Consider the following 21,724-nt stretch of genomic DNA (forward strand, 5'->3'; position numbering starts at 1 on the left):
AGGATGGTCTAGCAAGGGAGCCTTAACAGTGTTGTTTTGGTGCATATACCAATCCATTCCTGTCATTATCATGTCTGATAGCACAGCGTTAGATCGGCCCCGCAACTCTATTCAAGAATTCATCAAGAAACGAATTGTGAAGCTGTGTTCAGCTGGTTTGGTGGCCGGTACACCTCAATTTGAATATCTTCATAGTTTGGGCATTCAGCGTGCAAATATATTTTTGGTTTATGATGTTGTGGATAATCTCTATTTTTCGACTGGAGCAGATTTCGCGCAACAGAATGGCATAATCGTCCGGGAAAATATCCATCTTCCAGAACATTATTTTCTGTCCAGTTGCCGTTTCATCCGAGAAAAAAACCTGCCCAATCTCTTGATTGCCTATGCGGATTATAAAAAGCAATCTGGTGAAAAAGCTTGGCCTCTTGTGTTACTTGGCGATGGGCCATTGAAAGCTGATGTAGTGAAGCTGCGTGATGAACTTAATATCGGCAATCATTTGTTACTGCCCGGTTTTAAGCAATATCACGAATTACCTCTATTTTACGGTTTGGCAAAAGTATTCATCTTATCCAGTATATCAGAACCTTGGGGGCTGGTGGTCAATGAAGCTATGGCTAGCGGTTTGCCGGTTTTGGTTTCCAATTATTGCGGCTGTGCAGCTGATTTGGTCGAGGAAGGTAAAAATGGCTTTACCTTCGATCCTTACGATGTGAATGCCTTGACACAATTAATGCTGAGAGTAGCATCTGACGATTGCGATCTCGATATCATGGGTGCGGCAAGCCGTGAAATAATAAGCCATTGGACACCAGAAACGTTTGCAGACAATTTATTAAAGGCTACCGATGCCGCCCTTAAAGCCCTCCGTCCTAAAATCACACTGTTGGATAAGGCCTTGTTATGGGCATTAATCAGACGATGAATATAGGTTTTTTAAGCCCTTCGGTGTCCCGCTCTGCGGGTGGCCTATACGATGCCACCCGCTATTTGGCTTCTGGCTTAAGCTCCCAACCCAATTTAACTATGCAAATATTTGGAATAGGTGATGACTATACGGCTGCTGACTTATCCGGCTGGAGTGGTTTGGCCACCCAAATTTTTGATCGTAAAGGCCCCGGTTTTTTTTCTTATGCCCCGCGTTTACAACTGGCCTTACAAGAGGCTAACTTAGATGTCCTCCACTCGCAAGGCCTATGGATGTATCCATCTATGGCCTCATCGCAATGGGCAAAACGAACAGGCAAACCTTATCTTATTTCCCCGCATGGTATGCTAGACCCTTGGGCAGTGCGTAATTCCCGATGGAAAAAACGCTTGGCAGGTTGGGCTTATGAAAATGCCCATTTACATGGTGCAGCTTGTTTGCATGCGTTATGCGAATCCGAAGCAGAATCTATCCGTGCCTACGGCTTAAAAAACCCTATTTGTGTTATTCCAAACGGTATACATGCGCCTCCTAATACCATTTCTGAAACAGCCTTTTGGCGACAACAAATACCGGATAAAGCCAAAATCTTGCTGTATCTGGGGAGGCTTCACCCAAAAAAAGGTTTATTGCAGCTACTGGAAGCTTGGGCTACTGCCCATGAATATTCAGATGCCAATACATGGCATTTAGTGATTGCTGGCTGGGATCAAAACGGTCATGAGCAGATACTGAAGGCGTTGGCCGATAACTTGTATATACAGGGGAGTGTGCATTTTATCGGATCCCAATTTGGCGGGCAAAAACATGCCTGTTACAGTAATGCCGATGCCTTTATTTTGCCTTCTTTTAGCGAAGGGTTGCCTATGACCATTTTGGAAGCCTGGTCTTATTGCTTACCTGTACTTATGACTGAACATTGTCATTTGCCGGAAGGCTTTCAGGCAAACGCAGCTATACATATTGGTACAGATGCTGATTCTATCAAAAATGGACTGGCTGTATTGTTTAACATGTCCGATAGTGAGCGTTGTGCGATGGGAGAGAGAGGCAAGATGTTAACAATCAACCATTTTAGTTGGTCGCATATTGCCAAGCAAATGACCTTAGTTTATCAATGGGTGTTAGGAGAGGGTGATAAGCCTGATTGTGTTATTTGTGATTAAATGTTCTCATGAACTACATAACGAATGAAGCGCATTGTCTTTGCTGTCAGCGGACTATTTTTATTGCTTGGAATTGCTTTCGGTAACTTAGGTTATTGGTTATCTACACCCGCAAGTGAACCCATTAAGGCCGACCTGATTGTCGCGTTAGGCGGTGATAGCGGCGAAAGAGGACAAATGGCGGCTATGCTTTACAACGCGGGTTATGCCAACAAGATTTTGTTAACGGGTATGCAAGGGGGGCCGGATGCTATTCAGCGGCATTATTTACATTGGCGTTCCCAATTTTTGTTTAAACAAGGCATCCCTGCGGAAGCATTGATGTTTGATGACCAAGCGACCAACACACACCAAGAGGCGATCAGCATTGCCGCTTTACTGCAAACTCATCACTGGGAAAACGCGTTGATTGTCAGCGACCCGCCCCATTTGCGGCGTTTAGATTATTCGCTAAAGCCCGTGTTCGGAAAAGCGGGTTTGCATTATCGCCTGATACAAAGCCATGCACCGACTTGGCATCCTAATCGTTGGTGGCAAGATGAGAAATGGGCGCAATTTTGTGTTACGGAAGTCGTAAAGCTGGTTTATTATGCGTTCGCATACTGCCATTAGGAATAGAACCTGTGCCGAAAAATAACGTCAGATCATTAAAAAAACATAAACTTTCAAGAGCCAATAAACTGCTTCGAGTGCTTTGGCAATTGATTTGGCTGTTGTTATATAGACCTAGTCCTGTACTTTTGCATGGCTGGCGAAGGTTTTTATTGCGAGTATTCGGTGCAACTGTTGAAAAAGGGGCACATCCTTATCCTTCGGCAAAAATTTGGGCGCCTTGGAATTTAACCATGCGCCAACATAGTTGTTTAAGCCATCATGTGGATTGTTACTGTGTGGATAAAGTTGAATTGGGTGTCCATACCACTGTCAGCCAATATTCGTATTTATGTACCGCCAGCCATGATTATACGCGGCGTGATATGCCTTTAGTCACGGCTCCTATCATCATTGGTGATTATGGTTGGGTTACTGCGGATGTATTCGTAGGCCCCGGCGTTACTATTGGTGAGGGGGCGGTGGTTGGAGCCCGATCCACCGTTACCCGCAATGTCCCTTCTTGGACGGTAGTGGCAGGTTCCCCACCCAAAATCATTGGGTCTAGGGATTTTATAACAAGTGGAGAAATTTTAAATGTCTAATGTATCTATTGGCGGCTATATTTACCCCAATGCCGAACTTAACTACAGCCACAGTTACATACTCCCGACAGTTTACCATTTATTGGATTCGCTCAATTTACAATCTGGTGATCGCAGGATATTTGAATTGGGTTGTGGTAATGGCTCAACCGCCGCATATCTAACACAACAAGGCTTTGAAGTCGTAGGCATTGACCCTTCAGTTGATGGTATTACCAATGCGCAACGTGAATATCCGAACATCAAATTGGCATTAGGTGACTGCTACAGTGATTTGGCTGAACAGTATGGGCGATTTCCTGTGGTATTAAGCCTTGAGGTTGTTGAGCATGTGTTTTTGCCTCGTGAGTTTGCCCGGCGTGTATACGAACTTTTAGATGAAGAGGGGGTAGCGATTATTTCTACTCCCTTTCATGGGTATTGGAAGAATTTGGCTTTGGCACTGAGCGGCAAAATGGATGCGCATTTTACCGCCCTGTGGGACTACGGGCATATCAAGTTTTGGTCGGAACAAACTTTAGCGCAACTTCTCCGGGAGGTGGGTTTTAAATCGGTTGAGTTTGAGCGTGTTGGCCGTATAAGGCCGCTTGCAAAATCAATGATAGCTGTTGCGCGTAAGTAAATCATTGGAAATTTTCTTCTTATGTTAAACCTGACGATTATCGTACTCACCTTTAACGAAGAACGCCATATCCGACGTTGTTTAGATTCCTTCAGCGGTATTGCCAGCCGAGTGGTTGTCGTGGATAGCGGATCAAGCGATCAAACACGAGAAATTGCGGCCAATAGCGGGGCTGATGTCTATGGAAATCCATGGCTTAATTATGCCAAGCAATTTAACTGGGCTCTGGATCATTGCAATATCCGTACAGACTGGGTAATGCGCCTGGATGCTGATGAGATTGTCACACCCGCATTGGCTCTGCAATTGCGGCAACAATTGGCCTTGATTCCGGCAGCTACGGCGGGCATCACCATTAACCGGCAAATCCATTTTATGGGCAAATGGATTAGGCATGGGGCGATTTACCCCATCCGGACTTTACGGGTGTGGCGCAATGGCCGGGGACGTTGTGAAAACCGTTGGATGGATGAACATATTTTAGTGGAAGGCGATATTCACCATATCAATGCCGACATTGCCGACATTAATTTAAATAACATAACCTGGTGGATTAATAAACATAATCATTATGCCAGCCGTGAAGCGGTTGATTTGTTGATGGGCGAAAACAACAACACTGCCGGAGAAGCTGCCAAAGCAATGAATGCGCAAGCCCATATCAAGCGTTGGATTAAACACCATATTTACGCGCATTTGCCGTTAGGGATGCGGGCATTATGCTATTTTCTGTACCGCTATTTTTTTCGCTTGGGTTTTTTAGACGGTTGGCCGGGCTTGGTGTTCCATGTCTTGCAAGGGTTATGGTACCGCTTCTTGGTGGACGTTAAAGTGTATGAGCTGCGTCAGTTAATCGTGGAACGCGGGCAACCGTTGGCGCAAGTGGTCAAGGATGAGTATGGTTATGATATTTCCTAAAAATAGGAATTTTTGCTTTGACAAATAGCAATGCCTTCAGTCTCTGCGCTAACGGCTTACCCCTGATACACTTAAAAACTTTTCAGCCCCTCATTGCAACCGCCAGTTATTGCTATAAGTAAACGGAGCTTAGTTTGAAAATTTCCCTCATCACTTCAGTTTATAACAATCAAGAAACCATTGCCGAAGCCATCGGTTCGGTGCTTTCACAGACGTACCCGAACATTGAATATATCGTTATCGACGGCGGCTCCACCGATGGTACGGTGAATATTGTCAGATCTTACCAAGACCAACTGGCCACGTTTGTTTCCGAGCCGGATCGGGGCATTTACGACGGCCTCAATAAAGGTATAAGGTTGGCGACGGGGGATGTCATCGGTTTTTTGCATTCGGATGATTTGTATCAAGATAACAAGGTGATTGCAAAAGTCGCCCAAGCCTTTACTGATAATCCTGTCGATTCCGTATACGGTGACCTGACCTATATCGATAAAAATGATCCTACGAAAATTATCCGCTATTGGCAGAGCGGTCTGTTTTCCTTGAAGAAGCTGCGCTATGGTTGGATGCCGCCCCATCCGACTTTTTTTGTCAAACGGGACATCTACGAACGCTATGGTACGTTTGACACTAGTTTTAAAATTGCCGCCGATTATGATTTGATTTTGCGTTTTTTAGGTAAAAACCGAATTTCAACCTACTACATTCCTAGCGTCTTAATCAGAATGCGGGTAGGGGGGGCAAGCAACAAAAATTGGAAAAATATATTACGAAAAAGCACCGAAGATCTTCAAGCCATGAAAAATAATGGCATCGGTAGTGTATTAAGTTTGCTGATCAAAAACCTTTCAAAGCTACAACAATTTTTTATAAAAAACCTTAAGAATTAAACTGCCGTTATATCGGGTTAAGATAAAACCCTAACTTACCGTTAACGTCTATGTTGTTATCTTCTTGAAAGTTTCTGATTGCCATAGATTAAGCCAGAAATGAGATTTTATATCGGTTTTAAACGTCCCATTATCAGCTCAACCAGTATAGTTCTGTAACGGAGTAGCACTTCGTGGAGTTAGGTAGGCATGAATGAGACATTTTCGATTGTCGATAGGCTAATAATAGAATGACGACAAAATGTTGGGCTTATCATTCTGCAAATAGTTTTCTAACTCGGTCGCCTCGTCAGTTCTGACCCTGAATTTGACCAGCGTATTAGGGCCAAAGGTAGAACTGATAGCGACATCGGCGGCATCGCGGCCACGCGCTATCAATACCCGTCCAATTCTGGGCGTATTGTTACGCGCATCGAATGTGTACCAACAGCCATCAAGGTAAGCCTCAAACCAACCGGCAAAATCCATCACGCCAGGCAACGGCGCTATACCTATATCACCTAAGTAGCCTGTGCAGTAGCGGGCGGGGATATTCATGCAACGGCAAAAGGCAATGGCAAGATGGGCGTAATCACGGCAAACGCCGGCTTTTTCCTGAAAGGCTTCCCAAGCCGTCTTAGTGCGGCGGGCATGTTGATAACCAAAGGCAATATGTTGGTTAACATAATCGCAGATGGTTTGGACACGCATCCATCCCGTCGGGGCTTTGTCGAACAATTGCCACGCTATTTCAGACAGGCGGTCGGTTTCGCAATAGCGGCTCCCCAACAGAAACACCAAAGTCTCGTCTGGCAAAGCTTCTACTGGCATTTGTTTTGCGTGTGGGACAAAACTATCCGTTTGCCCTGTATCACGGATGACCGCATTAGCGGACAACCGCAACTGGCCTTTAGGGGCGACAATACGGCTGCACCAGTTGCCATAACTGTCATGATAGGCGGTAATTGGTATGGGTGGGTCGGTGATCATGTTGTCAGGAATAATTAAATCTGAGACGCGTGTGTGATGCACATTCAAGGTCAGGATCATTGGAGTCGGCTGCGGACAGTCGTAAATTACTTCATAGCCTATATTGATTTTCATGGTGATTGCCCTTAATTGATTGCAAAACTAGCCTGAGGCAAGTTCTAAGGTATTGATTAGCTTATGAGGATGTTCCGTAACACTGGCTCACAAGGGTTTGTCCTAACGATTCGATAAGGACTTTGCGTAGGTTTGGCCAAGCTTGACCTGCCCTGATAACATGCTTCTGATTGATTTCCAGCTCAATGCCCAGATAAGTTCCGGGCGGCATTTGTTGGCGTAACCAAGAGGTCAAGCCATCGCCTTTTCCTAAATAAGGGTAATTGCGGCGGACTTTTAAATCAGGTGCGCATCGCTTGAGCGCGAACTGCCAACGCCCGCACAAATCCGCTTCCCCTGGTCGGGCAGGATCGTACAGCAAGCCTATATCGGCGGTGCGTATTTTGCCGTTTAATTCGGGCGTAAAGCTATGCGACGAAACATGAATCACCAGCCCATGATAGGCAATCCCCTGCCTGACCAAACGTTCCACTTGCTCGCGGTAGGGTTGGTAATAGTGTTGCAAAATTTCCTGCCGCGCAGCCACTGAAAGGCGACGGATCACCTCTGCATGGAGGCGCGGATGACCGACAGAACGGTTCAAGTCAACCAACAAGCGGCTAACAGTGGCCGCCACTAGCGGCGCAGATAATGCTGTTGCCAGTTCTTTTGCCATCAGCAATGCACCGAAATCAAAGCCACAATGGGTTGCCAATTGCGCTTGATAGCTATGGAAAAAATCCTGATACGGTAGGGGGATTAAGTTGCCGCCATGCTCGCAAGTCACCACAAAGCCTTGGCTGATACAGTCTGTTACCGATTTATCCATGGCCTCAGTTTGTGGTTTTATAGCCAAGGCTTTCACCAATCCAAATTGGGCAGGCGGTTGAATACCTCCCGCGTACCTTCAGTCCATTGCTTACCCAAGGTACTGAAGTAGTCATCCCCCACCTCAAAGCGGCGGCGCATCTGCACCTTAAGGCTATCACGCTGATAACAAACTAAATCAATCGGCATACCGACAGATAAATTACTGCTCATTGTTGAGTCAAAAGACACGAGGACAGACTTTGCGGCATTGTTCAGAGACGTTGAGCGGGTAATGACCCGATCAATAATCGGCTTCCCGTATTTGGTCTCCCCTGTTTGGAAGTAAGGTGTTTCAACGCTAGCCTCGATAAAGTTGCCCTGCGTATAAATTCGGAACAGGCGGGGCGGTTCACCTTTGACCTGCCCCCCCAATATGAACGAGGCGTTAAAACTGATCGCACTTGCGGCCAAATGTTGGCCATCACGACGGTTAATGTCACGCATGGCATCCGACACCTGTATGGCCACATCGAAAAGTGTTTTCGCGCTCCAGAGATTAGGTTCGTCGTTATTTTCATTCCGCTGCTTCAATACGCTGACCACCGCTTGTGTCCCTGCCAAATTGCCCGAACTTAATAGCACAATGACGCGGTCAGCAGCGCGTTCAAACACTGTCATTTTACAAAAGCTCGCAATATCATCGACACCCGCATGAGTGCGCGAATCCGATGCAAATACTAGCCCCGTGTCGAGCATGATGCCTATACAGTAAGTCATGGATAAATTAGTCGGTTAAGTCATTGAGAGATCGGCTCTATAACCCTTAAAGAAAAAAGATGGGCAGAGTCGGTTGGGATTTTGTTGTCATTTTACCCCTTACTCAAGGATTGTCTGTGTGCTATCTAACATTGTGTGAGTTTAAGATGGGGGCTTGTAAAAACGCTTTTGTCGCAAAATTTACCGCATCTGCCTTATCCTACAACGGCAAACCATCTATTGCCTGATTATGCCCATCTGGCATTAGCTGCGCCCGTAGGACGCTGAGCTCAGCATAAGCTATAGCGTCATAATAAGCCGCTTTCCGGCATCATATCCCATTAAAAACACAAGGTTATTCCTGCGGCAACGTCTATGCTTGCCGAAAAATTGCCCGACTTTGTCATAAAAGCACCAAAACAGGCTATTTAATTACTGGCTAATATAATAAATAATCTTTATTTTTCAAAAAATTATATATTTCCCGAAATTTTTTTTATTTATTTCCGAAAATATTTACAAAAGTGTGAACTATTCACTCTACCTGAAATATAAATTATGATTTAATTCGGAAATGGTGAGTTAATAAAATTGTAACAATAACCCCTTAAGGCATTTCCAAGAAAAATACGCACCCGGAAATCGCCTTGATACCGTATTTTTTCTGCAATGGCTTACAGGAGTTACCTTAATGTCTTTACACACTTCGTTCGGCGAATCGGTCTATGAAGAACGGGTCGTACCGTTTACTGCCGCAGACGGTTTAGCCCTTAACCTGATTAATCTGCGTGGCCAGAGAAAGCCGCATAAATGTCCGGTGCTGTTGGTGCATGGGGCAGGGGTGCGCGGCAATATTTTCCGCGCCCCGGTCACTAAAACCATTGTCGATGCCCTGATTGAAGAAGGCTATGATGTCTGGCTAGAGAACTGGCGGGCGAGCATTGCCTTCCCGCCAAATTTGTGGACGTTAGACCAAGCCGCGCTGTACGACCACCCGCAGGCGGTCTACACCCTATTGCGGGAAACCCGTGCCGACGAAATCAAGGCTATCATCCACTGCCAAGGCTCCACTAGCTTTACCATGTCCGCCATTGCCGGACTCGTCCCCGATGTTACGACCATTATCAGTAACGCCGTATCGTTACATCCGATTGTGCCGTGTTGGTCACGTTTTAAATTGCAATGTTTGGTGCCGATAGTCGGCCTAATGACCGACTACCTTAATCCTCATTGGGGAGTCTATGCCCCTAACCTCATCGCCAAATTCATTACCCTGCTGGTCAACCTGACTCATCATGAATGCCATAACGCCGTCTGTAAACAAGTCAGTTTTACTTACGGCAGCGGTTTTCCGGCACTATGGCGCCATGAAAACCTCAACGAGGCAACCCACGAATGGCTAAAAGAAGAGTTTGGTGCCGTGCCGTTGCGCTTTTTTGCCCAAATCACCCGCTGTATCCAGCAAGGCCATTTAGTGGCGGTTGAAGACCTTGAAGGCTTGCCCGACGACTTTACCGCCGCACCGCCAAAAACCGCCGCCCGTTTTGCCTTTTTTGCGGGTGAGGACAATCTGTGCTTTTTGCCCGACAGCCAAACCAAAAGCCATGCGTATTTTTCGGCTTTGCGCAGCAACTACCATACGTTGCACCGCCTGCCTAACTATGGGCATTTGGATATGTTTATGGGCAAAAATGCCGCCCAAGATGTCTTTCCGTTAATGTTGCAAGAACTTGCCAAATAATTTTCACTCAGGGGCTGACCATGTTGTGTTTTTCTAACCGTATTAAAAATTATGCCGGACGCTATTCGTTGGTCGACGGTATCCCTTTCAAGCTGCCGGTGGCGGCGGTCAATTCGCCTGCGCTCATGGCGGTGTTTCCGATTGATGCCGAAAAAGCCAAGCAGTTTTTGCCGCACGGTATCCATCCGCTCCGGTTATGGACACAGAGCCTGTTAATTGTCACGGTGATTGATTATCGGGAGACCACCATAGGCAAATATATCGAGTACAGCATCGCCATTGCCTGCACCCACGGCGAAAAGCCCGCGCCGCGCCTGTTGCCCGGGCTGTTCCAACGCTTTTTTAAAGCCGGGCAATATGTTGTCGACCTGCCGGTCTCTTCGGAAATTTCTGTCAAAGGCGGCAAGGGCATTTGGGGTATGCCCAAGCATCAGGCCAATCTGGATTTTAAGATTAGCGAGACCAAAGTCAGCAGCCAGTACGATTTGGACGGCAAATTGGTGGCTTATGTCGAAATCGAACCCGCCAAATGCACAAAAATTCCGGTGAAAGCCAGAGCGTCCAATTATTGTTCGTTTCGCGGCATGTTAATGAAATCGGACATCCTGCTCGACACCCACTGCGGGGTGAGGTTGCTGAAAGCCGCCAAGGCGCGTTTTGTCATCGGCGACCATCCCCGCCTGCAAGCGTTAAAAGAACTGGACATCGGTGTCGCCATCGCTACCGTGTATTTGCCGTCGATTACCGGCACGTTAGATGACCATATCGAAAGCTGGTTTTTGGACTTCGCGCAATTGCCCGAAAAAGCTCCCGAAGGTTTTGAGTCGGTGATTAATTTAGGCTTGAGCGAAGCCTGGCTGGCTCCGCCGGATGCGCCTATACCGCCGTCATAAACCGACAGTGTCACCTGAGCAAATTCACGTTGTACCCTCCCATTCACTATAACTAAAAGGACAGAAACAATGACTACACCCTGCGGTTTCCAATTTAAAGAAACAATGGCGGGCGGTTTTGCCCTGGGCGTTGACACGCCTGCCGAAGGCCTGCATCAGGGCAACCGCCTCGATACCAAGTTGGCCATCCATGTCACGGTGTCGATTGATGATGTGGAACGCTTTATTAAAGAGCCTGAGCATCCTGGGCATTTATCAGGCACTATCGACTTTGCGCCTATGGGCTTGGGGATAGTCGCCAATACGGGTGTGTTTAACCTGTTCTCGCCCACCGACGACCCAGAATTAAAACTAATGGTGTATGAACTGGCTTTTGAGCATGACGGCGCAGCATATTATCTGGCGGGTAAAAAAGAAGTCCGCGACGATCCGGGTTTTGATTTGTGGTCGGACACCACCACTCTCTATACACAACTGCATAAAGGCACGGATAAAAGCGGGCCGCTGGCAGGGGCGGGGATTTTGACCTTAGGTGTTACCGACCTGATCAAGTTGGTCTCCACCATGACGGTGACCAATGCCAGTTGTGCCGCCGATAAGGCGAAAACCCTCAGCCAATTTGGCGGTTTCTTCTTAGGCGAGCTTTGGGACACTTACGGCTTACATCTGGGCAAGTAAGCATCCCTAGCACTTAACGTGATCGTCACCTTAACAAAAATAATAAAAAATAGGCCTTAATGGCCCGCCCTACCCAAGCGCATAGCTTGGCACGGGCGTAGCAAACAAAAAAAGGAGGAAATACCATGTCTATCCCTTATGACTACGAAGCCATTGTTATCGGCAGTGGTTTTGGCGGTTCCATTAACACTTGCCGTTTGGCAAAAAAATGGCCGGGGCAAGTGCTGTTGTTGGAACGCGGTAAGCGTTACCCGAAAGGCTCTTTTCCCCGCTCGCCCCAGACGATGGCGGACAACTTCTGGAATGTCCCGCTAGAACAGCGCAAACGCCCGAAAAACATTGCCACTAAGCGCCAAACCCACGGCATGTTTGATGTGCGTAATTTTGACAATATGGATGCTTTGGTTTGTGCTGGCTTGGGTGGCGGTTCGTTGATTTATGCCAATGTGTTCTTGCAACCGCCTGACGAGGTGTTTAATGAAAATTGGCCGGAAACGTGTAAAAAAGCCGCATTGCAACCCTATTATGCGGTCAGCAAAGCCGTATTGGGCGCACGGCCTATCCCGCAAAACGACGACCCGCGTCGGCAGATTATCCGTACCGGCTTATTTAAGGCGTTTGCCGAATCCGAACAGCGCGATTCCAAGTTATTGGACATTAACGTTTTCTTCGGCAATGATTTTGACAATCCTTTGGATATCGGTGAGCAGGACAAAAACCGTTATGGCGCCACCCAAACCTCTTGTGTCTATTGTGCCGAATGCGATGTGGGCTGCAACACCCATTCCAAGAACACCTTAGACTTGAATTATTTATTTGTCGCCGAACGCCGCTATGGGGCGCAGATTAAGACCGAAGTGCTGGCGCAAAAAATCGTCCCGCTGAATGCTGACGGGGCTGAGGATATCTCTGCCAATGGCGAATACGGCTATAAAGTGTACTGGCTGAATCTGCATGGCAATACCGAATGCGTTGCCGTGAGCCGCCGCGTCGTCGTGTCAGCAGGTACTTTAGGCACCAATGAGTTACTGATGCGCTGCCGCGATGTCCATAAAACCTTACCGAACATTAGCCAACAGTTAGGCAAGCATTTTTCCGGCAACGGTGACTTTTTATCGTTTGTCATCGACGGTGACAAACCCGCTGACCCCAATTATGGACCGGTCATTACCCAAGGCACGGATTATAATTTGTTTAAGGATTTCAACCGCGAAAACGCTTTTATCTTAGAAGATGCCAGTTTCCCCAACTTTGCCGCGTGGTATACCGAAGGTTTGCGTCCCGGCTTCTCGCATTGGCGGGCGTTTATCAGAACCGCGACGCTGGTGTTTTTGCGTTTTGTACGCGGCATTACCACCGGAGAGATCGGTTACGCCTTCAACGCCTTGTTAAAAGATAATTTGTCGTTTACCACCGCTGTCTTGTTGTGTATGGGTATAGATAAAAGCAACGGGGTCATGCAGCTCGACGCGCACGGCGCATTGAACGTGAAATGGCCGTATAGGGACAGCCTGCCTTTATACGAAGCGATTTTAGCGGTAGGCGAGCGTTTTAAAACATGGGCGGGCGGTAAGTTCTTTTTGCCGCTACCTAATTGGATTTGGCCAATCCGCAATAATATCACTGTCCATTCACTAGGTGGCTGCCGCTTGGCAGAAGATGCTTGCCAAGGCGTGACCAGTTCGGCATTGCATAATTTTGGCCAAGTATTTGGCTATCAAGGCTTGTATGTAGCGGATGGGGCGTTATTGCCGACCGCCGTTGGGGCTAACCCGGTGGCGACCATTTCGGCCTTGTCGGAACGGGTTGCCGAAGGTATTACCGGTATCGCACCTGATGCCGATCTATAAGCAACCCTACTACAACGGAGATTTTATTTATGCAAGCAGCCACACCAGAAAACCCTACGCCGGATTTGTATTTTGAACTGATCACCCATGCCAAGCCCGAACGGGCGAACCGTATGTGCGTGGTAGTCAGCGACCTGCATTTTACCGACGGTACTGTCGGCTTCCAGAACCTCGGCGATTATGCTTGGGAAGCTTTTTACAGCACTATCCTGCAACGTTGCCTGACTTACCGCATCCATGAACTGGTGCTGGTTTTGGACGGCGATATTGTTGATATGATCCGTAGCAGCAAATGGGCCGAAAAAGGCATTTATCCGTGGGAGCGTGACCGCAAGGAATGCTTTTCCGCTGTCGTCAACGCCATTTTAAAAGATGTCATTGATGTGCAACACGCCAATTTCTTTAAATTGCTAAGGGACTTGGAAGGTAGGTTAACCGCCGATACCCACAGATTAGACCGCCGTACCGCGTTTAAAAAAGTGAAAATCGTCGTGACGGTCGGCAACCATGATAAGGAACTGCTGTGCGACAACGCCGCGCTGACCTATTTTTATGAGCAGGGGCTAGGCATTAAACTGACTGACATAGAACCGGAACGCCGTCAAATGATGGGACGTATGTACGGCGACGAAACAATGTTTGACAGTGTAAAAACCGCGCCGTACTTGCCATTTTATTATGGTGACACTGGTTTCCGTTTTTTCACCACCCACGGGCAATGGCGCGACCCGGACAATAGCGCCGTAGTCGCCGCTGATCCCGACAAAGGTTTACCCGGTTGGTCGGCGAAAGACGGTTGGACGCTTGCGGTTTGGCAAAAATTAAAATTTTCGCCGTTTTTATTGCCGTGTTTTGGCGATACGGTGGCGGCAGGGGTGTTATCGACGTTTATCTATAAAACCAAAATTGCCATGGATCAACAAAATTGCCATGACCCAGTGATTGATTCCATTCTTGATGAATTGGATTTATACCGCCCCACTTATGCGGCCATCGAACGCATTCTGGAAGTCGCCGCCAAAAACCGTGCCGCCCAAACCAATCTGGATGCCGTGCAAATTATTGAGGATAAGCTTTATGAGTGCCTGCTCGATTGGCTGGGTTGGGATTTTACGTTGCAATCGTCACCGCCGTTGCGCCGGGTTGCCCTGATTGCCGCCAAATGGCTGCTGAAGCTGATGAGCCTATTTGGGCACAGCCTGCGCATTAGCGTTATCGGCGGCTTAATTAAGTTGCTTAAAATCGGCAACGTTCATGATACGCCCCCTACCTTCAATGAAATGGCGACCTTTCCGAGCTTCTTACCCGCTTATCGCCATTACGGTTTCCAAATCCACGGTGAAGGCCATACTCATGTGCCTTTACAGGGAGAGGCTAATATTGATAATGAAAAATATGCCAGCACTTACATCAACTTTGGGACGTGGCGGGATCAGATTGTGTTGCGGGAAAAGCAAGGCTACCGCCGCCGAGGCACTTTACGCAGCTTGTTTATCTTAGATTTGGAGAACTTGACCAAATCCAAAGACAGATTCCCCAGAAGTTTCGACTATTTTGTCTCCGATGCCATTACTTGGAGTGATTTAAACGACAATACGCATGAAGTAGGTAAAAACTCGGCGAAAATATAAAACTTGTCCGACCCTGCCGCAATGGCGGCAGGGTCTTCGATCGCTCCAATACCTCACAACCTAGTTCTGATAAAATCCCGCTGAGTTAAATGGGAGCGTATGTCCTTCAGGCCTTGCCGACGACTTATTATGCGTCAAATAACAAGACAAAGCAGCTTACTTGAAAGCTAGCTTCAGTTCCCTCATCAAAATCTAACCCAATCCTCATCTAATCTTAATCAAACCGCCCCATTTTTTCTCATCTTGCTTCTGTAACCTTTACATCAAATCATTGTAACTGCCCTATTCAGGCTATGGCAATGAACTTCGGTTGGGTCGGCTGTCGCCGAGTCCTTATGATGTATTGATAAAACAGAGGGTTAGTGTCATGCCACTTGGATTAGGAACTATTTTCAACGGGCTTTTCAGGCAATATGGGCATACGGTCATTCTGTTGCTGCGCTTTATCGACATAGTCATGCTGTTGTGCGCCGCTTGGCTTGCTTACTATTACTGGCACAGCCGAGCAATTATCGACCAGGATCACCGGATTGTCATCGCCTTGGGGATGCTGGCGGCCATTATCTTTTTTGAAATGGGGCAAGTTTACCAACCTTGGCGCAATGATGCGGTGCGCGGGGAAATCGCCCGTATTGTCAGGGCGTGGGTATCGGCTTTGGTGTCGGTCATCACCATTGTCGCATTAATTAGGCTGCATTTTTGGCTGGGCTCCAGTTACCGCTGGATTGCCACTTGGGGTGGTTTGGGACTGGTATTTGTCTTGACCGCGCGGGTGTTGCTGTCCCGGTTGTTGCATTGGCTGCGGGCGCGGGGCTGGTCACAGAGGCGTATTGTGATGGTTGGGCTTAACCAGATGGCGGTGGCGGTATGTCGGCAATTGCACGATTCCACTTGGGCGGGTTTGCAGGTTGTCGGTTTTGTCGATGATAACCCGGATAGCCTACCCTCTGGTCTTAGTGTTGCTTTGCCCCATCTTGGCCGCTTGGATGACTTGGCGGAGTTGGTGGCCGTGCAAGCCATTGATGAAGTCTGGGTGGCGTTTCCGGGTGAAGCACTGGCGGAACGGGTGCAGCATGAACTGCGCCACTTACCGGTCAGTATCCGCTTAGTGATTGACTGTTTCGCCTTCAAGCAAAGTAAGTTTTTAAATCTGAACAGTGTTGCGGGCATTCCGACCTTGGATGTTTCTGTCTCGCCGCTGCACGGTGTCAACCGCTATGTCAAAGAACTCGAAGACCGTATCTTGGCGGTCATTATCCTGCTGTTGCTTAGCCCTGTGATGTTAAGCATTGCTATCGGGGTCAAATTAAGTTCACCCGGCCCGGTGTTTTATCGCCAAGAACGGGTCGGTTGGAACAACCGCAAATTTATTATCCTAAAATTCCGCTCAATGCCGGTAAATACCGAAGCTAAAACCGGTGCCGTGTGGGCAAAACCTGGCGAGCAACGCGCTACCCGCTTCGGTGCGTTCTTACGCAAGACTAGCCTGGATGAACTGCCGCAACTGATTAATGTGCTTAAAGGCGATATGTCGTTGGTAGGGCCTCGTCCTGAACGGCCTGATTTTGTCGAAGTGTTTAAAGAGCAAGTGCCCAATTATATGAAAAAACACATGGTCAAGGCGGGCATCACGGGATGGGCGCAAGTGAATGGCTGGCGGGGTGACACAGACCTTAATCAACGTATCGAACACGATTTGTATTACATCCAGCATTGGTCGGTTTGGTTTGATCTGGAAATTGCTTTGCGCACCGTGGTGTTTGGTTTTGTTAACAAGAACGCTTATTAAGGGGTAGTTGCCATGTATAGCATGTATAGATTGATGCCTTTGTTAATGGCCTTGCTGTTGCCAGCTTGCTCCTTAACGCCAGGTATGCAGATGAAGGCGGAAGACAATTTGTCGGATGTGCTGGTACCCGTATCGGTCAACGGCAAGATGACCAAGGCCAAGCTCAAGATTGTCCCTATCACAGCCGACCTGATCATCGAACGGGAAAATATCCGGCAGGGAGTAGCCGACACTTTACCGCCAGTGGATGACAGTAAAACGGTGTATCGGCTGGGACCCCACGATAGGGTGCAGATTACGGTGTGGGAGCATCCCGAACTGAACGATCCGGGTGGTGAAAAGATTCTCCCCGAACTGGCGGGTAAGGTGGTCGATGACGATGGGCTGTTGTATTACCCCTACATCGGCAATCTGCCTGTGGCAGGTAAAACCGTGCCGGAAGTCAGAATGATGTTAACCCACGAACTGTCCAAATATTTCAAGAAGGTCAAACTGGATGTCCGGGTGCTGTCGTTCCAAAGCCATCGGGCGGCAGTGGTCGGCGAAGTGAAAACACCGGGTATCCAAGCGATGACGGAAACGCCCTTGACGGTTGCCGAAGCCATTAGCCGGGCGGGTGGTGCTAGTGAAAATGCCGACCTGAGCAATGTCGCTTTGGCGCGGGGCGGCAAGCTCTACAAACTGGATGTTTTGGCCTTGTATGAAACAGGCGGCGTTAAGCAAAACCTACTGCTCCAAGACGGTGATGTCCTGAATATTCCTGACCGTAAAGATAATAAGGTATTTGTGATGGGTGAAGTGGGCAGGCAACAGGCGTTAGACATCCATAAGGGCAGGTTATCTCTAGCACAAGCGTTGTCGGAAGCGTCCGGGCTTGATTTTAATTCTTCCAGGCCGGAACAGATTTATGTGATCCGAACAAGTGCCGTAAATCCTGAGATCTTCCAATTGAACGCCGAGTCGCCTGATGCCCTGATTTTGGCGGATCAGTTTCCGCTCCAAGCACACGATACCGTCTTTGTCGGCACGGCGGGGGTTACCAAGTGGTCGCGGGTGCTTAACCAAATATTGCCCGGCTCTTTCACATCGATCATGACCCGCGCTTCTTATGTGGGCATGTAGCGGCGGCTTTGTTTTACACCATTAGGATATGAACGCTATGTATTTACAAAACGAAACGGCAGAATTGCCGCCTTTAAGTCCGCAGGTCACGGTTGATTATGGTGTGGGTATCCGAGATTACGTTGACTTGTTGCACGAAGGTAAAGCGACCATTGTAAAAGCGGTGTTGTTGGCGGTGTTGGTGACAGCCGTGTATTTAGTTTTGGCTCCGCGTACTTACAAGGCGGACACATTATTGCGCATCGACCGCAATAAGGCCTTGCTGGCCGCCACTTTGCGCAGCGAAGCCAATCCGGCGCCAGCGACCGCCGAAAGCCCCAGGGCGCAACGCGAGGTGGAAATTCTCCGCTCCCGTTCAGTGCTGGGCAAGGTGGTCGATGATTTGAATCTGGTGGTGGAAAGCTCACCCAGTTATTTTCCGGTTATTGGCGAAACACTGGCCCGTAAGCATGATGCCCATGATGGTTTGGCTGCGCCTTGGTTGGGGCTGAACCGATGGGCTTGGGGTGGCGAAAAGCTGAAGATCGCCACGTTTACCGTATCTGACCGTTATCTGGATAAAGAATTTACGCTGGTTGCTCTGGCAGAAGGACGCTTCCGTTTACTCAGCCCCAAAGATGAGGTATTAGCCGACGGGACGGTAGGCGAATGGGTCAATGCCGATATGGGCGAAGCGGGCCAGGTCAGCCTTAAGCTGACCGAACTGAAAGCCAATCCGGGTACACAGTTTGAATTGACACGCAAAACCTCGTTGGCAGCCATCGAAACCTTACAAAAGGCCTTCTCTGTTAAGGAAGTGTCCAAAGACACAGATATTCTCAGTGTTGAACTGAAGGGCCGTGACCCTGAGCAACTGGCCAAGTCGGTCAATGACATCGCCACTATTTATGTTAATGCCACCGTCCATTGGGAGTCTGCCGAAGCGGGGCAAAAATTGGCGTTTTTGGAAAGCCAATTGCCTATCGTCAAGGACAGTTTAGAAAAAGCCGAGCAAGGTTTGAGTGTGTACCGACAAAAACATGGGGCTATCGACATCTCCACCGAGGCGGAAATTTTGCTCAAACAGGTGTCAGAAATGGAGACGCTGGGCATTCAGTTGAAACAGAAGTACGAAGAGCAGAACCAACATTTAGAAGGCGAACATCCTGACATGATCGCCACCAAGGCGCAAATCAAGCGTGTTGACCTTAAGTTGTCGGCATTGAACAAACGCATTAAGGATTTGCCGCGCACCCAACAAAATATGGTCAGCTTGGCGCGGGACGTACAAGTCAATACCGAGCTTTATACCTCTTTGCTCAATAGTGCCCAGGAGCAGCGCATCGCTGCCGCCGGTTCAATCGGTAACTCGCGTATTGTCGATTTTGCCGTCATCCCCGAAAAACCGTATTGGCCTAACCCCAGCCTGTTATTGGCTATTGCCACTTTGTTGGGCTTAAGTGCGGGGTCGGCGTTAGTATTTCTAAGGCATTCTCTGCAACGCCATGACAATTATCCCGCTTTGCTGGAGCATCGGGTAGGTTTGCCGCTGTATGCCGCCATTCCGCATAGCAAAAAGCAACGGCACTTGGCCCGTCTGATCTGCCAAGGCAAGGAGCGCCAACCCGGTATTTTGGCCAGCCAAGCGCCGCAAGATATTTCCGTGGAGTCACTGCGCGGCTTTCGGACAACCTTGGAGGCGACCCTCGCCAACAGTGAGAGCAAGGTCATCATGGTCAGCAGTCCGGCCCCTGGCATGGGCAAATCCTTTGTCAGCACAAACTTGGCGGCATTGTTGGCGAGCATTAAAAAACGGGTGTTGGTGATTGATGCCGATATGCGCAATGGTCAGTTACACGAAGCCTTTTCTGTCGCCCGCCAACCCGGGCTTGCTGATTTATTAGCGGGTAGAGCGACCTTAGGAGAGGTGATTGTCAGCTTGCCGGATGTCGGGGTGGATTTTATCCCTAGGGGCGGCACGGTGTTAAATCCGGCGGAATTGCTGGTGTTGGGTAATCTGGAAGAAACACTCGGCCAGTTGAAGAGTTTTTACAATCATATTGTGATTGATTCGCCGCCTATTTTGGGTGCGACGGATGCCGCAATTTTAGGCAAATACGCCGATGCCACCTTTTTGGTTGTTAAGGAAGGCCGCTATACGGCGCAAGAATTGGAAGTCAGTTTTAGGCGTTTCCAGCAAGTCGGTATCAAACCGAACGGTTTTATTATCAACGATATGAAAGAAGGTTCGTCGTATTCGCCTTATTACGGTTATGCCTACAGCCATACCGATAGAGCGCAGCAAAACCCGTCTGCCAAGATACCCGGTTATCAAGCTATTGGCGCTTGGTTCAGAAAAAACCGGACTATCGATGTGCTGCCTCCTTTAGTGACCGACGATGACGTGCAGGTGTAAGCCATGACGATACGTTTTGAAAAAGATTTGCCGATTCTGCTATTTGCGTTGGTCTGCGCGTCGGTTTTTGCTTCTTTGCCGCAAGTCGAATCGGCTTGGCTGGGCATAAAAGAGGTGTATGGCGAGCAGGATTTCGGCCTGCGCATTCTGCGTGAACTGATGCTGGTGGTGCTGAGCGGCTATGCCTTGCTGGAACCGCGTTTGCGGGGCGGTATTTTTATCAGCCCAGTGTTGGCGTTTCTGGGGCTGTTAGCCACCTATATCCTGTTGGAGATAGGCTACGCCCTGTATTTAGATTTACCGTTGGTGGTGCCGATGGCGGGACTGCGGGTTTTTGAATATTTACCTTTAGCGTTGATCGGCTTCGTGACCAGCCGCTTAGGGGCGGGTACACACGTCATTGCTACCTTTGCTAGCTATCTGCGTTATTTCATTGCCTTGCAGATGGTGTTGGCGCTGGCTCAGGCAATGTGGGCACCGCCTCTGTTTGGGATATCGTTTTTGGGCGGTGGGCGGCCTTTTGGCACATTTGTCAGCCCGAATTTGTTCGGCGCAACGATGGCAACCTGCGCCTTACTATTTGCGTTAGTGCCGGGTCGGCATAAATGGGTGGCAATGAGCGTGTTTCTGGCGTTGCTGAGCGGCTCGCGGACGGCTTTCATCAGTGCCTTATTGGTGGTGTTCTTTCAAGTGTACGCAGGGATGCGCCCACGCGACCGCTGGGCCTTGCTTATGCCCGCACCGATACTGGCGGTAGGCGCGTTGATTTTGGCATCCAGCCCGTTGTTAAGCGGGCGTGACGATGCCGACCCTACCGAAGATGGCCGTATCGACCTCTGGCAGCGGGTATTTTCCGCCCATATCCACGGCCCTGAGGATTTGCTGTTCGGTTGGGGGCTGGGGCTAAGTTCCAACACGATCAATATCCTCTATGGCGCCGAACATTTTCAGGGGCAATTCGATTCTGACAGTCTATATTTGTTTTTGCTGAACGGCTATGGCTTGATCGGGCTGTTAGCTTACCTTGGCTTTTTATGGCTAACGTTAAGGACATCTGCCCACCCTAACAAAAGCTTGGTGATGCTGTTTATTTTCGTGGCTGGGCTGACCTTCAATATGTGGGAATATTTCCCACAAAACGCCCTGCTGATGTTGCTATGGGGGATTGTGTTAGGCACTGGCTATCAAGCCACTTCGGGCTTGGCGCCACTTAAGCCGATAACTGGGACGACTTTTTCGGCGCTCTTAAAAATCCATCGATAAGGGGAAGC

Annotated in this window: 19 protein-coding genes; 16 read left to right on the forward strand and 3 right to left on the reverse strand. The window is 48.6% G+C overall.

Annotation, left to right across the window (positions count from 1 at the left end):
• Nucleotides 1-70: 70 nt before the first annotated feature.
• The 7 genes from CEK71_RS06225 (at nucleotide 71) to CEK71_RS06255 (ending at nucleotide 5,726) form a co-directional block, all read left to right on the forward strand.
• Nucleotides 71-928 carry a glycosyltransferase gene (locus CEK71_RS06225; RefSeq protein WP_088618577.1) on the forward strand — a complete coding sequence of 286 codons (858 nt, stop codon included), beginning with the start codon at nucleotides 71-73 and terminating at the stop codon, nucleotides 926-928.
• Entirely contained in the window at nucleotides 907-2,097 is a 1,191-nt protein-coding gene (locus CEK71_RS06230; protein ID WP_088618578.1) for a glycosyltransferase, read from the forward strand. Before CEK71_RS06225 ends, CEK71_RS06230 begins: the two co-directional genes overlap by 22 nt.
• Before the next feature lie 24 nt (nucleotides 2,098-2,121).
• Nucleotides 2,122-2,709 (forward strand): YdcF family protein, encoded by a 588-nt coding sequence (locus CEK71_RS06235; RefSeq protein ID WP_088618579.1) that lies wholly within the window; start codon nucleotides 2,122-2,124, stop codon nucleotides 2,707-2,709.
• 11 nt (nucleotides 2,710-2,720) lie between these two features.
• Nucleotides 2,721-3,293, forward strand: a complete 573-nt coding sequence (locus CEK71_RS06240) for an LbetaH domain-containing protein (RefSeq protein WP_088618580.1) — start codon at nucleotides 2,721-2,723, stop codon at nucleotides 3,291-3,293.
• Entirely contained in the window at nucleotides 3,286-3,915 is a 630-nt protein-coding gene (locus tag CEK71_RS06245; protein ID WP_088618581.1) for a class I SAM-dependent methyltransferase, read from the forward strand. The genes CEK71_RS06240 and CEK71_RS06245 overlap by 8 nt, the downstream gene beginning before the upstream one ends.
• Before the next feature lie 21 nt (nucleotides 3,916-3,936).
• Nucleotides 3,937-4,833, forward strand: coding sequence for a glycosyltransferase family 2 protein (locus CEK71_RS06250; RefSeq protein ID WP_088618582.1), 897 nt, complete (start codon nucleotides 3,937-3,939; stop codon nucleotides 4,831-4,833).
• Nucleotides 4,834-4,967: 134 nt separating this feature from the next.
• Nucleotides 4,968-5,726: a glycosyltransferase family 2 protein gene (locus CEK71_RS06255; protein ID WP_088618583.1), complete on the forward strand. Its 759-nt coding sequence runs from the start codon at nucleotides 4,968-4,970 to the stop codon at nucleotides 5,724-5,726.
• 219 nt (nucleotides 5,727-5,945) lie between these two features.
• Here CEK71_RS06255 and CEK71_RS06260 read toward each other — a convergent pair whose 3' ends face one another.
• The 3 genes from CEK71_RS06260 to CEK71_RS06270 all read right to left on the reverse strand — a co-directional run bounded on the left by CEK71_RS06260 (nucleotide 5,946) and on the right by CEK71_RS06270 (nucleotide 8,375).
• On the reverse strand, nucleotides 5,946-6,809 hold the full coding sequence (locus CEK71_RS06260; protein ID WP_088618584.1) for a transglutaminase-like domain-containing protein: 864 nt from the start codon (nucleotides 6,807-6,809) through the stop codon (nucleotides 5,946-5,948).
• A 61-nt stretch (nucleotides 6,810-6,870) separates the two neighbouring features.
• The gene (locus tag CEK71_RS06265; protein ID WP_232463774.1) at nucleotides 6,871-7,644 is read right to left on the reverse strand and encodes an N-formylglutamate amidohydrolase; all 774 of its coding nucleotides are present in this window, start codon (nucleotides 7,642-7,644) and stop codon (nucleotides 6,871-6,873) included.
• A gap of 5 nt (nucleotides 7,645-7,649) precedes the next feature.
• A complete protein-coding gene (locus tag CEK71_RS06270; RefSeq protein WP_088618585.1) occupies nucleotides 7,650-8,375 on the reverse strand; it encodes a peptidase in 726 nt (241 codons plus the stop codon).
• 670 nt (nucleotides 8,376-9,045) lie between these two features.
• On the opposite strand from CEK71_RS06270, the gene CEK71_RS06275 reads away from it, so the two are divergent.
• The 9 genes from CEK71_RS06275 to CEK71_RS06315 all read left to right on the forward strand — a co-directional run bounded on the left by CEK71_RS06275 (nucleotide 9,046) and on the right by CEK71_RS06315 (nucleotide 21,716).
• Nucleotides 9,046-10,095: an esterase gene (locus CEK71_RS06275; protein ID WP_088618586.1), complete on the forward strand. Its 1,050-nt coding sequence runs from the start codon at nucleotides 9,046-9,048 to the stop codon at nucleotides 10,093-10,095.
• Between the two features lie 20 nt (nucleotides 10,096-10,115).
• Nucleotides 10,116-10,988: an acetoacetate decarboxylase family protein gene (locus CEK71_RS06280; RefSeq protein WP_088618587.1), complete on the forward strand. Its 873-nt coding sequence runs from the start codon at nucleotides 10,116-10,118 to the stop codon at nucleotides 10,986-10,988.
• A gap of 69 nt (nucleotides 10,989-11,057) precedes the next feature.
• Nucleotides 11,058-11,666 (forward strand): hypothetical protein, encoded by a 609-nt coding sequence (locus CEK71_RS06285; RefSeq protein WP_088618588.1) that lies wholly within the window; start codon nucleotides 11,058-11,060, stop codon nucleotides 11,664-11,666.
• 125 nt (nucleotides 11,667-11,791) lie between these two features.
• Nucleotides 11,792-13,516 (forward strand): GMC family oxidoreductase N-terminal domain-containing protein, encoded by a 1,725-nt coding sequence (locus CEK71_RS06290; RefSeq protein ID WP_088618589.1) that lies wholly within the window; start codon nucleotides 11,792-11,794, stop codon nucleotides 13,514-13,516.
• Nucleotides 13,517-13,545: 29 nt separating this feature from the next.
• Nucleotides 13,546-15,147 (forward strand): metallophosphoesterase, encoded by a 1,602-nt coding sequence (locus CEK71_RS06295; RefSeq protein ID WP_088618590.1) that lies wholly within the window; start codon nucleotides 13,546-13,548, stop codon nucleotides 15,145-15,147.
• A gap of 367 nt (nucleotides 15,148-15,514) precedes the next feature.
• The gene (locus tag CEK71_RS06300; RefSeq protein WP_088618591.1) at nucleotides 15,515-16,936 is read left to right on the forward strand and encodes an undecaprenyl-phosphate glucose phosphotransferase; all 1,422 of its coding nucleotides are present in this window, start codon (nucleotides 15,515-15,517) and stop codon (nucleotides 16,934-16,936) included.
• A gap of 21 nt (nucleotides 16,937-16,957) precedes the next feature.
• A complete protein-coding gene (locus CEK71_RS06305) occupies nucleotides 16,958-18,058 on the forward strand; it encodes a polysaccharide biosynthesis/export family protein (RefSeq protein WP_198328479.1) in 1,101 nt (366 codons plus the stop codon).
• A 37-nt stretch (nucleotides 18,059-18,095) separates the two neighbouring features.
• A complete protein-coding gene (locus tag CEK71_RS06310) occupies nucleotides 18,096-20,453 on the forward strand; it encodes a polysaccharide biosynthesis tyrosine autokinase (RefSeq protein WP_088618592.1) in 2,358 nt (785 codons plus the stop codon).
• Between the two features lie 3 nt (nucleotides 20,454-20,456).
• Nucleotides 20,457-21,716: an O-antigen ligase family protein gene (locus CEK71_RS06315; protein ID WP_088618593.1), complete on the forward strand. Its 1,260-nt coding sequence runs from the start codon at nucleotides 20,457-20,459 to the stop codon at nucleotides 21,714-21,716.
• Nucleotides 21,717-21,724 lie beyond the last annotated feature (8 nt).

Origin of the sequence: Methylovulum psychrotolerans, assembly GCF_002209385.1 — a bacterium.
GTDB lineage: Bacteria > Pseudomonadota > Gammaproteobacteria > Methylococcales > Methylomonadaceae > Methylovulum > Methylovulum psychrotolerans.